Annotated in this window: 7 protein-coding genes; all 7 read left to right on the top strand. The window is 48.7% G+C overall.

Going from position 1 to position 16,106, the window contains the following annotated elements:
- The first annotated feature begins 105 nt into the window (after positions 1-105).
- Complete coding sequence (locus ACO6VG_RS11735; protein WP_422474027.1) at positions 106-2,514, top strand: hypothetical protein; 2,409 nt, start codon at positions 106-108, stop codon at positions 2,512-2,514.
- Positions 2,515-2,645: 131 nt separating this feature from the next.
- On the top strand, positions 2,646-5,084 hold the full coding sequence (locus tag ACO6VG_RS11730) for a hypothetical protein (protein WP_422474025.1): 2,439 nt from the start codon (positions 2,646-2,648) through the stop codon (positions 5,082-5,084).
- 133 nt (positions 5,085-5,217) lie between these two features.
- Complete coding sequence (locus tag ACO6VG_RS11725; RefSeq protein WP_422474023.1) at positions 5,218-7,269, top strand: hypothetical protein; 2,052 nt, start codon at positions 5,218-5,220, stop codon at positions 7,267-7,269.
- Between the two features lie 157 nt (positions 7,270-7,426).
- Positions 7,427-9,307 (top strand): hypothetical protein, encoded by a 1,881-nt coding sequence (locus tag ACO6VG_RS11720; RefSeq protein WP_422140048.1) that lies wholly within the window; start codon positions 7,427-7,429, stop codon positions 9,305-9,307.
- 124 nt (positions 9,308-9,431) lie between these two features.
- Entirely contained in the window at positions 9,432-11,675 is a 2,244-nt protein-coding gene (locus ACO6VG_RS11715; RefSeq protein ID WP_422474021.1) for a hypothetical protein, read from the top strand.
- 165 nt (positions 11,676-11,840) lie between these two features.
- Positions 11,841-13,772 carry a hypothetical protein gene (locus tag ACO6VG_RS11710; RefSeq protein WP_422474019.1) on the top strand — a complete coding sequence of 644 codons (1,932 nt, stop codon included), beginning with the start codon at positions 11,841-11,843 and terminating at the stop codon, positions 13,770-13,772.
- A 161-nt stretch (positions 13,773-13,933) separates the two neighbouring features.
- Positions 13,934-16,087 carry a hypothetical protein gene (locus tag ACO6VG_RS11705; RefSeq protein WP_422409164.1) on the top strand — a complete coding sequence of 718 codons (2,154 nt, stop codon included), beginning with the start codon at positions 13,934-13,936 and terminating at the stop codon, positions 16,085-16,087.
- Positions 16,088-16,106: the final 19 nt, after the last annotated feature.

Here is a 16,106-nt window from a genome sequence, read left to right as displayed (position 1 = left end):
AAACAAACACACTTATTTTCTTGATCTATCCTTCCTCTCTGTAAACCAGAAGACAGAGACAGAATTATTAAACACTCACTCTTTGCGGCACTTCTGTTACTGTCGTTGTCTGTCATCTGCCAGGCTAAACCGTTAACAAGGTGCTTTGTTATCGAGCTTGAACAGAATGCAGATGTTTCAAACCAGAACTTTTTTATAAAGATTGACCGAGGGACATTGTCAGGCAACCCGTCTGACATTACCGATACAAACGGCTTTAAAGAACCCGGTTCACCACCTGATAAAAAACGACACAAACTTTACATTTACGGTATGAAAACGACCCTGATTGAGTCGATTTCGTGGCAATGGCTACAGGCTACGATTATGCTGATTGCTCATGAACTGACCCTGACCACCAAAGACACCTTTCAATGCCCAACCCTTTGTTCATGGCTACCTCTGGAAGCGGTTATCGCTGTTGGCTGGCTTTTAAAAAACTATTGGAACCCCGACTCACCGCTGTTTAACTCAATTGAACAACAAGAGGAGAATCAAAATCACCCGTTTGCCATTGCCACTATGATGCCTGGCTCTGAACAGAACCAACCCCAATATCGGCCATCACAATCATTGGATCAGCATACCCCACAGGCGACTGCTCACATTACAGGCTATTTCACCAGCCTCCTGTATTCTGACTCTGGCAGCGGTAATGAAGACCCTGAACAACACCTGCACACTTTGGGTTTATATTGTTTTATCTATCCTTGTAACGGTGTTTGTCGATTTCGACAATCTTCTGATCCATCCAATAGCGTAAACGGGGTCGCCTCACACGGGGTCGCCTCAGACCCAATGGTTGCATGGGCAGCCGATACAACTCCCCCTGTCGGACAAGTAACCTGCAACGTGATCCTGATCGGAGATGATGGTCAGCCGCGCCAATGTGGGAAGGTGGTAAAGAATAAAAAAGTATTTTGGTCTCACAAATACAAATACCATACCGGGCAAAAAACCTGTGGTTTAACATTATTAGGAGAAGATGACCAGCCGCGCCGCTGTGGGAAAGTCTGCAAAAGTGCTCAAGCCTTGTCTGAACATAAAAGCAAAGTCCACAGTGGGAAAAAAACCTGTGACTTAATAGAAGTAGCGGAGGATGGCCAGCTGCGACCATGCGGCAAGATCTACAAAAGTGCACAACTCCTCTCGACTCACAAAACCAAATACCACACCGGGCAAAAAGCCTGTGACGTGGCAGTAGTCGGCGAGGATGACCAGGTGCGGCCATGCGGGATGGTCTGCAGTAATGCCAAAAAATTGGCCTCTCACAAAAAGAGAGTCCATATCGTGCAACAGATTTGTAATGCGACAGTGGTCAGAAAGGATGGCCAGCCGCGACCATGTGGGAGAATCTGCAAAAATCCTAAAGCCATGTCGGAGCACAAAAGCAAATTCCACAGTGGGCAACGAACCTGTACTGCGACCGTTATCGGGGAAGATGGCCAGCAGCGAACGTGTGGGGAGATCTGCAAGAGTGCGCGGAGCCTGTCGTATCACAGAAGCAAATACCACACCGGGCAAAAAACCTGTGACCTGACAATAATCAGTGAGGATGGCCAGCTAAGGCTATGCGGATTGGTTTGCAAGAATATTCAAACCCTCTGGACTCACAAAAGGTATGTCCATAACACACAGAAAACCTGTGATGCCATGGTGGTTGGGAAGGATGGCCAGCTGCAGCCTTGCGGAAAGATCTTCAAGAACGCAGATTCACTGCCATCTCACAAAAGCGCCTACCATTCCGGGCAACGAACCTGTGAAATAACCATGATCGGAGAGGATGGCCAGCCAAGGCCATGCGGGAAAGTCTGCAAGAATATTCCAGCCCTGTCGTATCACAAAAGAAGCGTGCACAGCGAACAACAAGTCTGTAATGAAACCGTGGTCGGCGAGGGCGGCCAACTGCGGCCATGCGGGAAGGTCTTCAAGAATGCAAATTCACTGTCATCTCACAGAAGCGCGATCCATAACGGGCAAAGAACCTGTGAAATAACCATGATCAGAGAGGATGGCCAGCCACGGCCATGCGGGAAAGTCTGCAAGAATATTCCAGCCCTGTCGTATCACAGAAGAAGCGTGCACAGCGAGCATCAAGCCTGTAATGAGACCGAGGTCGACGAGGGCAGCCAGCCGCGGCCCTGCGGGAAGATCTGCAAGAATGCTCAAGCCCTGTCGAATCACAAAAACCAATATCATACCGGGCAAAAAACCTGTGATGTAAGAGTCGTCGGGGAGGATGGCCAGCCACGGCCATGTGGAGTGTTCTGTCAGAATGCTAAAACTCTGTCGAATCACAAAGCCAGATACCACAGCGAGGAAAAAACCTGCAAGGAGACCGTGGTCGGGTTAGATGGTCAACTGCGGTCGTGCGGGCAGATCTGCAAGAGTGGCAGAGCCCTGTCGGACCACAAAAGAAAACACCGAAAACGCAAGGCTGTTAATGTGAACCGAGACAATGTCCTCACTCCCTGAACTGTGCCGCCTTTCATGAGGAAGCCACAAAAACACACTTATTTTCTTGATCTATCCTTCCTCTCTGTAAACCAGAAGACAGGGACAGAATTATTAAACACTCACTCTTTGCAGCACTTCTGTTACTATCGTTGTCTGTCATTTGCCTGGCTAAACCGTTAACAAGACGCTTTGTTATTGAACTTGAACAGAATGCAGATTTTTCAAACCAGAACTTTTTTATACAGCTTGACCGAATAACATTGTCAGGCAACCCGTCTGATATTGCCGATACAAACAGCTATGCGGAACCTGATTCAGCGCCTGATAAAAAACGACACAAACCTGACAATGACGGGATGAAAACCACCTTTCAATACCCAACCCTTTATTCATGGCTACCTCTGGAAGCGGCCATCACTGTCGGCTGGCTTTTAAAAAGCTACTGGAGCCTCGAATCACCGCTGTTTGACCCAATTGAACAACAAGAGGCGAATCAAGATTACCCGTTTGCCATTACCACTATGATGCCTGGCTCTGAACAGAGCCAACCTCAATATCAGCCATCACAATCATCGGGGCAGCATACCTCACAGGCCACTCATCCTATTACAGGCTATTACACCAGGCTTCTGCATTCTAACTCTGGCAGAAGAGATGAAGACCCTGAACCAGACCTGCATACTTTGGGTTTAAATTGTTTTATCTATCCCTGTAACGGTGTTTGTCGATTTCGACAATTTTCCGATCCATCCGATAACGTGAACGGGGTCGCCTCAGACGGGGTCGCCTCAGAGTCAATGGTCACAGGGGCAGCCTATACAACTCCCCCTGTCGGACAGGTAATCTGTAACGTGATCCTGATCGGAGATGATGGCCAGCTGCGACAATGTGGGAAAGCTTTAAAGAATAAAAAAATACTTAGGTCTCACAAAAGCAAATACCACACTGGGCAAAAAACCTGTGACGTGACATTATCAGGAGAAGATGACCAGCGACGCCCCTGTGGGAAGGTCTACAAAAGTGCTCAGGCTTTGTCTGAACATAAAAGCAAAGTCCACGCCAGAAAAAAAACCTGTGACTTAACAGAAGTAGGGGAGGATGGCCAGCCGCGAACATGCGGGAAGACCTACAACGGTGCACAAGCCCTCTCAATTCACCAAACCAAATACCACACCGGGCAAAAAACCTGTGAAGTAACCGTGGTCGGGAAAGATGGCCAGCCGCAGCCGTGCGGGAAGGTCTACAGTAATGCAAAAAAATTGGCATCTCACAAAAAAAGAGTCCACAGCGGGGAACAAACCTGCAATACGACCGTGATCCGTGAGGATGGCCAGCCGCGAACATGTGGGAAAATCTGCAAGAGTCCTAAAGCCCTGTCAGAGCACAAAAGCAAGTTCCACAGTGGACAAAGAACCTGTAACGTGACAGAGACAGGAGAAGATGGCCAGTCACGACCCTGCGGAATGGTCTGCCCGAATGCTATAACCCTCTTGAGACACAAAAAAAGAACCCACGGTGGGCAACGAACCTGTGCTGCGACCGTTACCGGGGAAGATGGCGAGCAGCGATCGTGTGGGAAAATCTACAAGAGTGCGCAGAGCCTGTTAAATCACAAAGGCAAATACCACACAGGGCAAAAAACCTGTGTCTTTAAAGTCGTCGGGGAGGATGGCCAGTTATGGCCATGTGGATTGGTCTGCAAGAATGCTCAAGCCCTTTGGACTCACAGAAGGTACGTCCACACCAGAGAGCAAACCTGTGATGCCAACGTAGTTGGGGAGGATGGCCAGCTGCACCGATGCGGAAGGGTCTGCAAGAGTGTGCAGAGCCTGTCGAATCACAAAAACGCATACCACACCGGGCAAAAAACCTGTAACGTAAAAGTCATCGGGGAAGACGGCCAGCCACGGCCATGTGGAATGGTTTGTCAGAATGCTAAAGTCCTGTCGAATCACAAAGGCAACTTCCACACCAGTCAACGAATTTGTGAAGCGAGCGTGTTTGGAGAGGACGGCAAGCAGCGGCGATGCGGGAAGGTCTTCAGAAGTGCTCAATCTCTGTCGGTTCATAAAAGCAACAACCACACCGGGCAAAAAACCTGCCACTTAACCGTGCTCGGGGAAGATGGACTGCCACAACCATGCGGGGCTCTCTGTAAGACTGCTCAGGTCCTGTTGAAGCACAAAAAAATGGCTCACACTAGCCAACAAACCTGTGACCTGGCTATGCCGGGGAAGAATGGCCAGCTGCAGTCTTGTGGGAAGGTCTTCAAGAATGCACAATCACTGTCATCTCACAGAATCACCATCCATTCCGGGCGAAAAACCTGTGAAATAACCATGATCAGTGAGGATGGTCAGTCAAGGCTATGCGGGAAAGTCTGCAAGAATATTCAAGCCCTGTCGTATCACAGAAGAAGCGTGCACAGCAAGCAACAAGTCTGTAATGAAACCGCAGTCGCCGAGGACGACCAGCCGCAGCACTGCGGGGAGGTCTGCAAAGATGTCAAAGCCCTGTCGGACCACAAAAGAAAACACCGTAAACGCAAGCCTGTTAATGTGAACCGGGACAATGACCTCACTCCTTGAACTGATAACCGCCCTCTCAGTGAGAAAAGCAAAAAATACAGTTATTTCTTGATCTATCCTTCCTCTCTGTAAATCAGAAGACAGGGATAGAATCATTAAACACTCACTCTTTGCGGCACTGCTGTTACTGTCGTTGTCTGTCGTCTGCCAGGCTAAACCGTTAACGAGACGCTTTGTTATCGAGTTTGAACAGAATGCAGATTTTTCAAACCAGAACTTTTTTATAAAGCCTGACCGACAAATATTGTCAGACAACCCCTCTGACTTTGACAATACAAACGGCTATACAAAATCCGGTTCACCGCCTCATAACAAACGCCACAAAACTGACATATACGGGATCAAAACAACCCTGATTGAGTCTATTTCCCGGCAATGGCTAGACATTACCAATCTGCTGGTTGCTTATGAGCTGATCCTGACCACCAAAGACACCTTTCAATGCCCAACCCTTTATTCATGGCTACCTCTGGAAGCGGTTATCACTGTCGGCTGGCTTTTAAAAAACTATTGGAACCCCTTCTCACCGTTGTTTAATCCAATTGAACACCAGGAGGCGAATCAAAATCACCCGTTTGCAATCACCACTCTGATGCCCGGCTCTGAACAGAACCAACCTCAATATCAGCCAACACAATCATCGGGTCAGCATGCCCCACAGGCCACTACCTGTGTTACAGGCTATTACACTAGCCCTCTGCATCCCGACTCTGGCAGCGGTAATCAAGACCCTGAACAAGACCTACATACTTTGAATTTAAATTGTTTTGTCCATCCCTGTAACGGTGTCTGTCGATTTCGACAATCTTCCGATCCATCCAATGAGGTAAATGAGGTCGCCTCAGAACCAATGGCTGCAGGGGCAGCCAATACAACTCCCCCGATCGGACAAGCAACCTGTAACGTGATCCTGATCGCAGATGATGGCCAGCTGCGACAATGTGGAAAGGTCTTCAAGAATAAAAAAGTACTTTGGTCTCACAAAAGCAAATACCATACCGGGCAAAAAACCTGCGACATAACATTAGTCATCAAGAATGGCCAGCCGCGCCTCTGTGGGAAGGTCTGCGAGAACGCTCAAGCCCTGTCGAATCACAAAATCTCTTGCCACTCCGGGCAAAAAACCTGTGTCGTGATTGTGTTCGGGGAGGATGGTCAGTCAAGGCCATGCGGAATGGTCTTCATGAATGCCGCAGCCCTGTCGAGTCATAAAAGGAGCGTCCACTGCAGCTTAAAAACCTGCGATGCCAACCTGGTTGGTGAGGATGACCAGCTTTACCCATGTGGGAAGGTCTGCAAGAGTGCACAAGCCCTGTCGTGTCACAAATACAGATACCACAGCGGGCAAAAAACCTGTCGCGTAAGAGTCTTCGGGGAGGATGGTCAGCCAAGGCCATGCGGATTGCTCTGCAAGAATTCCGGAGCCCTGCTCAATCACAAAAACAGCGTTCATGCTGAGCATAAAACCTGTGATGCGGCGGTGATCGGCGAGGATGGTCAGCTAAAGCCTTGCGGGAAGGTCTTCAAGAATCCACAATCACTGTCATCTCACAGAAGGTGTATCCACAGCGGGCAAAAAACCTGTGACTTGACCGTATTTGGGGAGGATGAGCAACCACAACCATGCGGGACGCTCTGCAAGAATGCTCAGGCCCTTCGGGATCACAAAAGGCTCGTTCACACCAGACCACAAACCTGTTATGCCAACGTGGTTGGGGAAGATGGCCAGCTGTACCCATGCAGGAAGCTCTGCAAGAATACTCAAGCCCTGTCGACTCACAGAAACCAATACCACAGCGGGCAAAAAACTTGTAACGTGACAATCGTCGGGGAGGATGGACAGCTGCGGCCATGTGGAGTGGTCTGCAATAACGCCAAAAAATTGTCCTCTCATAAAAGCAGAGTCCACAGCGGGCAACAAATCTGTTATACGACCATGGTAGGAGAAGATGGCGAGCTGCGTTCATGCAGGAAGGTCTGCAAAAGCACTCAAGACCTGTACGTGCACAAAAGCACAGTTCACACCGGACAGAAAATCTGTAACCTGACACTAGTCGGGGAGGATCGACAGCCACGGCCATGCGGAGTGGTCTGCCAGAATGCCAGGGCCCTTTCGAATCACAAAAGAATACATCGAAAACGCAAGCCTGTTGATTGGGACCGGAACGGTGACCTCACTCCTTGAACTGCCCCCCTTTCATGAGGAAGCCACAAAAGCACACTTATTTTCTTGATCTATCCTTCCTCTCTGTAAATCAGAAGACAGGGATAGAATTATTAAACACTCACTCTTTGCGGCACTTCTGTTACTATCGTTGTCTGTCATCTGCCAAGCTAAACCCTTGACAAGATGCTTTGTTATCGAGCTTGAACAGAATGCAGATTTTTCAAACCAGAACTTTTTTATAAAGCTTGACCAAGGAACATTGTCAGGCAACCCGTCTGACATTTCCGGTACAAACGGCTATAAGGAACCCGATTTACCTCCGGATAAAATACGACATATACCTGACAATTACGGGATGAAAACCACCTTTCAATACCCAACCCCTTATTCATGGCTACCTCTGGAAGCAGTTCTCACTGTCAGCTGGCTTTTAAAAAACTATCGCAACACCTACTCACAGTTATTTAATCCCGGTAAACAACAAGAGGCGAATCCTGACCACCCGTTTGCCATCACCTCTCTGAGGCCCGGCTCTGAACAGGACCAAACGCAATATCAGCCAACACAATACCAGCCAACACAATCATCGGGTCAGCTTCCCCCGCAGGCTACTACTCATGTTACAGGCTATTTCACCAGCCTCCTGTATTCTGACTCTGGCAGCGGTAATGAAGACCCTGAACAACAACTGCATACTTTGAATTTAAATTGTTTTATCCATCCCTGTAACGGTGTCTGTCGATTTCGACAATCTTCAGATTCATCCAATAGCGGAACGCCTGTTTGTGAAAAAAGTTCAACAGACAACACTGGATCACCCCCCGTATCAGACTCATACCCTCATTGGGCCGATACAACGGCCCCTACCGGAGAGGCAACCTGCAGCGTGATCCAGGTCGGAGATGATGGTCAGGTGCGGCAATGCAGCAAGGTATTTCAGAATAAACACAAGCTGTCGCTTCACAAAGGCAAATACCATACCGGGCAAAAAACCTGTGTCGAAACATTATTCGGAAAAGATGGCCAGCTACGACCCTGTGGTAAGGTCTTCAAAAGCGGTCAAGCCTTGTCTGGACATAAAAGCAAAGTCCACAGTGGAAAAAAAACCTGTGATGTAACAAAAATCGGTGAGGATTGCCAGCCTGGGCCATGCGGATTGGTCTTCAAAAATTCCAGAGCCCTGTCAAGTCACAAAAGGTGCGCTCACACCAGGCAAAAAACCTGTGATGCCAACCTGATTGGGGAGTATGGCCTGCTGCATCCATGCGGGAAGGTCTGCAAGAATGCTCAAGCCCTGTCGAGTCACAAATACAAATACCACAGCGGGCAAAAAATCTGTAACCTGAGAGTCGTCGGGGAGTATGGCCAGCCACGGCCATGCGGGATGATTTGCCAGAATGCCGGAGTCCTGTCGACTCACAAAAGCAACTTCCACAAGGGGCAACGTAGTAGCTGTGATGTGAACGTGCCTGGGCAGGACGGCCAGCTGCGACCATGTGGGAAGGTCTTCAGGAATGTTCAATCTCTGTCGGCCCATAAAAGCAGCATCCACAGCGGGCAAAAAACCTGTCACTTGACCGTACCCGGGGAGGACGAGAAACCACAACCATGCGGGACGATCTGCAAGAATGCCCAGGCCCTGTCGGATCACAAAAGAAGAGCTCACACCGGACAACAAAGCTGTGACTTGCCCATGCTCTGTGAGGATGGCCAGCTGAGGCCGTGCGGGAAGAGCTACAAGAGTGCAAAAAGCCTCCTGGATCACAAACACAAGTATCACAGCGGGCAAAAAATCTGTATGGAAATCGTGATCGGGGTGGATGGACAGCCATGCCAGTGCGGGAAGGCCTGCAAGAATGCTAGAGCCCTGTCTGATCACAAAGCCCAATGCCACTCCGGGAAAAAAACCTGTAAGGAGGCCTTGGTCGGGATGGATGGCCAACTGCGGTCGTGCGGGAAGATCTGCAAGAGTCTCAAAGCCCTGACGGATCACAAAAGAATGCATCGAAAACGCAAACCTGCTAATGCGAATCAGGACAATGACCCCACTCCTTGAGCTGATAACCACCTCTGGTGTCAGAGACAAAAAAACACACTTATTTTCTTGATCTATCCTTCCTCTCTGTAAACCAGAAAGCAAGGATAGATTTATTAAACACTCACTTTTTGTGGCACTCTTTTTGCTGTCGCTGTCTGTCGTCTGCCTGGCTAAACCCTTGACAAGATGCTTTCTTATCGAGCTTGAACAGAATGCAGATTTTTCAAACCAGAATTTTTTTATACAGCTTGACCGACGAACATTGTCAGGCACCCCGTCTGACATTGCCGATACAAACGGTCATACGGAACCTGATTCACCACCTGATAAAAAACGACACAAACCATCCAATTACGGGATGAAAACCACCCTTATTGAGTCGATTTTCTGGCACTGCCTATACGCTACGAATCTGCTCGTTGCTTATGAACTGATCCTGACTACCAAAAACATCTCTCTATGCCCAACCCTTTATTCATGGTTACCTCTGGAAACGGTTATCACTGTCGGCTGGATTTTAAAAAATCACCCGTTTTCCATTACCACTATAATGAACGGTTCTGAACAGAACCAGCCTCAATATCAGCCATCACAATCATCGGGTCAGCATACCCCACAGGCCGCTACTCATATTACAAGCTATTACACCAGCCCTCTGTATTCTGACTCTGGCAGCGGTAATGAAGACCCTCAAGAACACCTGCATACTTTGGGTTTAAATTGTTTTATCTATCCCTGTAAAGGTGTTTGTCGATTTCGACAATCTTCCGACCCTTCCAATAGGGTAGACGGGGTCGCCTCAGACGGAGTCGCCTTAGACTCAATGGTTGCATGGGCAGCCGATACAACTCCCCCGGTCGGACAAGCAACCTGTAACGTGATCCTGATCGCAGATGATGGCCAGCTGCGACAATGTGGGAAGATCTTCAGGAATGCTGAATCTCTCTCGGTTCATAAAAGCAGCACCCACAATGAGCGAAAAACCTGTAAAATGGTCGTACTCTGGGAGGATGAACAGCCACAACCATGGGGGATTCACTGCAAGAGTGCTCAGGCCCCGCGAGATCACAAAAGAATAGCTCACACGAGACAAAAAACCTGTGACTTGACTGTGCTACGGGGGAATAGCCAGCTGCAGCCTTGCGGGAAGGTCTTCAAGAATGCACGATCACTGTCATCTCACAGAAGCGGCACCCATACCGGGCAACAAGCCTGTGATATAAACGTGCTTGGGGAGGATGGCCAGCTGCATCCATGCGGGAAGGTCTGCAAGAATACTCATTCCCTGTCGAATCACAAAAGCCAATATCATACCGGGCAAAAAGCCTGTGACGTAAGAGTCGTCGGGGAGGATGGCCAGTCACGGCCATGCGGGACAGTCTGCAAGAATATTCCAGCCCTGTCGTATCACAAAGGCAAATACCACACCAGACAACAAAGCTGTGACTTGACCATACTCTGTGAGGATGGCCAGCTGCGGTCGTGCGGGATGACCTTCAAGAGTGCAAAAGCCCTCTTGGATCACAAAAGCAGATATCACAGCGGGCAACAAAACTGTCCCGTGACAGAAGTCGGGGAGAATGGACAGCCACGAACCTGCGGAATGATATGCAAGAATGCTAAAGCCCTATGGGATCACAAAAGCAGAGTACACTCCGGGCAAAAAAACTGTGAAGAAAATGTGGTCGGAAAGGATGGTAAGCCGCAACCATGCGGGAAGCTCTTCAAGCATGCTATGGCCCTCTCGAATCATAAAAGAAGCGCCCACACCGAACAAAAAGCCTGTGAATTTACAGTGATTGGAGATAATGGCCAGTCGCGGCCATGCGGAGTAGTCTGCAATAATGCCAAAGCTCTGTCGAATCACAAAGGCAATTACCATACCGGGAAAAAAACCTGTGGCATCACTGTGCTCGGAGAGGGTGGTCAGCTGCGAAGATGCGGGAAGGTCTTCAAAAATGTATCATCACTGTCGTCTCACAAAAGCAGCGTCCACACCGAGCAGCAAACTTGCGAAGCTACTGTGATTGGGAAGAATGGCCAGCCTCTGCCATGCGGGACAGTCTGCAAGAATGCCAAAGCCCTGTCGAATCACAAAAGCAATCATCACACCGGGCAACAAACCTGTGAATTCATCACAGTCGGGGAGGATAACCAGCAGCGGCCGTGCGGTAGGATCTTCCGCAGTATTGCATCTCTGTCGGCTCACAAAAGCAAATATCACACCAGACAAGAAACCTGTGACTTAAACGTGCTCGACAAAAATGGTCTGTTGCGACCATGCGAGAAGGGCTGCAAGAATACTCAAGCCCTGTCGAAGCACAAAAGAACACATCGAAAACGCAAGTCTCTTGATGCGGACCGGAACGATTACCTGACACTTTGAACTGAAACCGGCCCTTTCATTGGGAAAACACAAAAACATACTTACTTGCTTGCTTGATCTATCCTTGCTCTCTGTAGACTTGAATACAAGAATAGAATCATTAAATACTCACTCTTTGCAGCACTGCTGATACTGTCGCTGTCTGTCACCTGCCAGGCTAAACCTTTGACAAGACGTTATATTGTCGGGCTTGAACAGAAGGCAAATTTTCAAAACCAGAACTTTTTTATAAAGCTTGACCGAAGGGTATTGCCAGGCAACACAACGGACATTGTCGACACAAACGGCTATGCAGAACCCTATTCACAGCTTGATGACAAACGACACAGACCTGACAGCTACAGGTTGAAAACGTTCTTCATTCAGTCAATTTCGTGGCAGTGGTTTTATGCTACGAATCTGCTGGTTGCTTATGGACTGTTTCTGACCACCAATGACATCCCTTTAAGCTCAAGCCCTTATTCATGGATACCTGAAGAAACAGTTATCGCTTTGGGTTGGCTTTTAAAAGTCGATTGGAATCCCTATTCATCCCTGTATAACCCGATTGAACCACAAGAAGCGAGTCAGCCCCCCCCGTTTGCAATTTCCGCTATGATGGCTGGCTCTGAACATGCTCCGCAACAAGGCCAACCATCAGAATCACCCGGCCAACAGCCCCCCGCTCATATTAAAGGCTATTTCTACAGCCTCCTTTATTCTGACTCTAACGACGGTAACGAAGACCCTGAACAACACTCGCATACTTTAGGTTTAAACTGTTATATCTATCCCTGTCATGGCATTTGTCAATTCCGACAATCTTCCAATCCATACAATAGCGGTGCGTTGGCTTTTGAAGAAAGTTCGACAGACCACACAGAGACAAACCCAGAACCAGACTCATGTCCCTATTCGGCAAATACACACTACTATCTTTATAAATTTGAAGACGGGGTCGCCTCAGACGGGGTCGCCTCAGACGGGGTCGCCTCAGACGGGGTTTTCCTTAACCTAATGGGAGCAGGATCAGCTGATCCAACTCACCTTGCAGGGCAAACAAAGTGCAATGAAATAGTATCAGGGGAGGATGGCCAGCAGCGACAATGCGGGAAAGTCTGCAAAAATGCCAGAGCTCTGTCATCTCACAGAAGCAAGTACCATAGCGGAAAAAAAGCCTGTGACTATACGGTAACCGGCGAGGATGGCCGACCTCAGCCATGCGGATTGCTCTGCCAGAATAACAGAGCCCTGTACAATCACAAAAACACCGATCATATCGGACAAAAAACCTGTGGTGTGACTGTGGTCGGGGAGGATGGCCAGCAGCGACCATGCGGGAAAGTCAGCAAGAATGCTCAAGCCCTGTCATCTCACAAAAGCGCATACCATACCGGGCAAAAAATCTGTAATTTGACCGTGCTCTGGAAAGATGGCCAGCTGCGACTATGCGGTCAGGTTTTCAAGACTTCACGATCACTGTCGTTTCACAAAAACAGCGCTCACAGCGAGAAAAAAATCTGCGAATTTACAGTGATTGGAGATAATGGCCAGCCGCGACCATGCGGAACTGTGTGCAAGAATGCTGAAGCCCACTGGAGTCACAAAAACAGTTACCACAGCGGGAAAAAAACCTGTGGCATGACTGTCCTCGGGGAGGATGGCCAGCAGCGGGCATGCGGGAGGGTCTTCAAAAATTTAGCATTACTGTCGTCTCACAAAAGAGGCACCCACACCGGGCAAAAAACCTGTGAACTGAACCTGATTGATCAGGATGGCCAGCCGCAACAATGTGGAAAAGTCTGCAATAGTGCCAAAGCCCTCTCATCTCACAAAAGCAACTGCCACTCACGGCAAAAAGCCTGTGAACTGACTCTGGTTGATAAGGATGGTCAGCAGCGGGCATGCGGAAAGGTCTTCAAAAATTTAGCATCACTGTCGTCTCACAAAAGCAATTACCACTCAGGCCAAAAAACCTGTGAACTGCCCCTGATTGATAAGGATGGCCAGCCGCAACCATGCGGAAAGGTCTGCAAAAATGCTCAAGCCTTCTCGGACCACAAAAAAACACATCGGAAACGCAAATCTGTTAATATGAATCTGAACGGCCTCCCTTGATCTGACTCCCGCCCTTTCATACGAAAGACACAAAAACACTCTTATTTTCTTGATCTATCCTTCCTCTCTGTAAGCCAGAAGACAGGGATAGAATTATTAAACACTCACTCTTTGCTGTACTGCTGTTACTGTCGTTGTCTGTCACCTGTCAGTCTAACCCCTTGACAAAATGCTTTGTTATCGAGCCTGAACAAAGTGCAGATTCTTCAAACCAGTATTTTTTTATAAAGCTTGACCGAAGAACTTTGTCAGACAGCCCGTCTGATATTGCCAACACAAACGGTTATACAGAACCCGATTCACCGCCTGATGAAAAACGACACAAACTTTACAATAACGAGATGAAAACGACCCTGATTGAGTCGATTTCCTGGCTACCTCTGGAAGCAGTTATCACTGTCGGCTGGCTTTTAAAAAATTATTGGAACCCGGGCTCACAGTTGTTTTATCCCATCAAACAACAAGAGGCGAGTCCTAATCACCCGTTTGCCATCACCACTCTGATGCCTGGCTCTGAACAGGACCAACCACAATTTCAGCCATCACAATCATCGGGTCAGCATACCCCACATGCGGCTAGTTATATTACAGGCTATTACACCAGCCTTCTGTATTCAGACTCTGGCAGCGGTAATGAAGACCCTGGACAATACCTGCATACTTTGGGTTTAAATTGTTTTATCTATCCATGCAACGGTGTTTGTCGATTTCGACAATCTTACGACCCATCCAATAGCGGAGCGCTGGTTTGTGAAAAAAGTTCGACAGACAACACTGGATCACCCCCTGTATCAGACTCATACCCCCATTTCGCTGATACACACTGCTTTGGTTGTACGTCTGTAGACGGTGTCGCGTCAAACTCTATGATTGCAGGGGCAGCCGACTCAAGGCTCCCTGCCGGACAGGCAACTTGTAGCGTGATCCAGGTCGGAGATGATGGTCAGGTGCGGCAATGCAAGAAAGTATTCAAGAATAAAAAATATCTGTTGTTTCACAGAAGCAGATACCATACCGGGCAAAAAGCCTGTGTCCTGACATCAGTCGGAGAGGATGGCCGACCAAGACCCTGTGGGAAGGTCTGCAAAAATACTCAAGCCCTGTCGAGTCACAAACACAGATACCATAGCGGGCAAAAAACCTGCAACTTGATCGTAATCGGGGAAGATGGCCAGAAACGGCCGTGCGGGAAGGTCTTCAAGAATGCTGTCGATCTGTCAATTCATAAAATCAGCACTCACTACGGGCAAAAAACCTGTTATGAGCCCGTTGTCAGGGAGAATGGCCAGACACAGCCATGCGGAAGGGTCTGCCAGAATCCTAAAGCCTTGTCTAATCACAAAAGAAATTTCCACAGCAAGCAACAAACCTGTGATGCGATCGTTGTCGGGGAGGATGGCCAGCTGCGGCCATGCGGAACGGTATGTCAGAGTGCTAAAGCTTTGTCGAATCACAAAAACAATTACCACACCGGGCAAAAAACCTGTGAAATAACCGTGGTCGGCAAGGATGGCCAGCTGCGGCCGTGCGGGAAGGTTTTAGGGAGTGCTCAATCTCTGTCTGCTCATAAAAGCAGCATCCACACCAGGCAACAAACCTGTGACCTATCAGTAATCGGTGCGGATAGCCAACCACGGCCATGCGGAACGGTCTGCCGGAATGCTAAAGCCTTGTTGAATCACAAAAGTAATTTCCACACCGGTCAACAAACCTGTGATATGACCGTTATCGAGGAGGATGGCCAGCTGCGGCCGTGCGGAACGATCTGCAAGAATGCTAAAGCCTTGTCGAATCACAAAAACAATCACCACACCGGGCAACAAACCTGTGAAGTAACCGTGATCAGGGAGGATGGCCAGCAGCGGCCATGCGGGAAGGTTTTTAGGAGTGCTCAATCTCTATCGTGTCATAAAAGCAGCATCCACAGAGGGCGACTAACCTGCGACCTATCAATAATTGGTGCGGATAGCCAACCACAGCCATGCGGAAAGGTCTGCCAGAATGCTAAAGCCTTGTCGAATCACAAAAGAAGAGACCACAGTGAGCCACAAACCTGCACTATGACAGTGGTTGGAAAGAATGGCCTGCAGCAGCCGTGCGGAAAGGCCTTCAGAAACGATCAATATCTGTCGGCTCATAAAAGCAGCGTCCACACTAGGCAACAAACCTGTGGCATAACCCTGGTCGGGGACGACGGTCTGCTGTGGCAATGCAGGAAGGTCTGCGAGAATGCTCATGCCCTCTCGGAGCACAAAAAAAGACATCGAAAACGCAAGCCTGTTTATGTGAACCAGCTCAATAACCTCACTCCTTGAGCTGATACCCGCACTTTAA

The sequence above is a fragment of the Endozoicomonas sp. ALB032 genome, from assembly GCF_049310125.1.
Lineage (GTDB): Bacteria > Pseudomonadota > Gammaproteobacteria > Pseudomonadales > Endozoicomonadaceae > Endozoicomonas_A.
The sequence above is the reverse complement of the archived record's forward strand: the minus strand, read 5'-3'. Positions and strand labels throughout refer to the sequence as shown.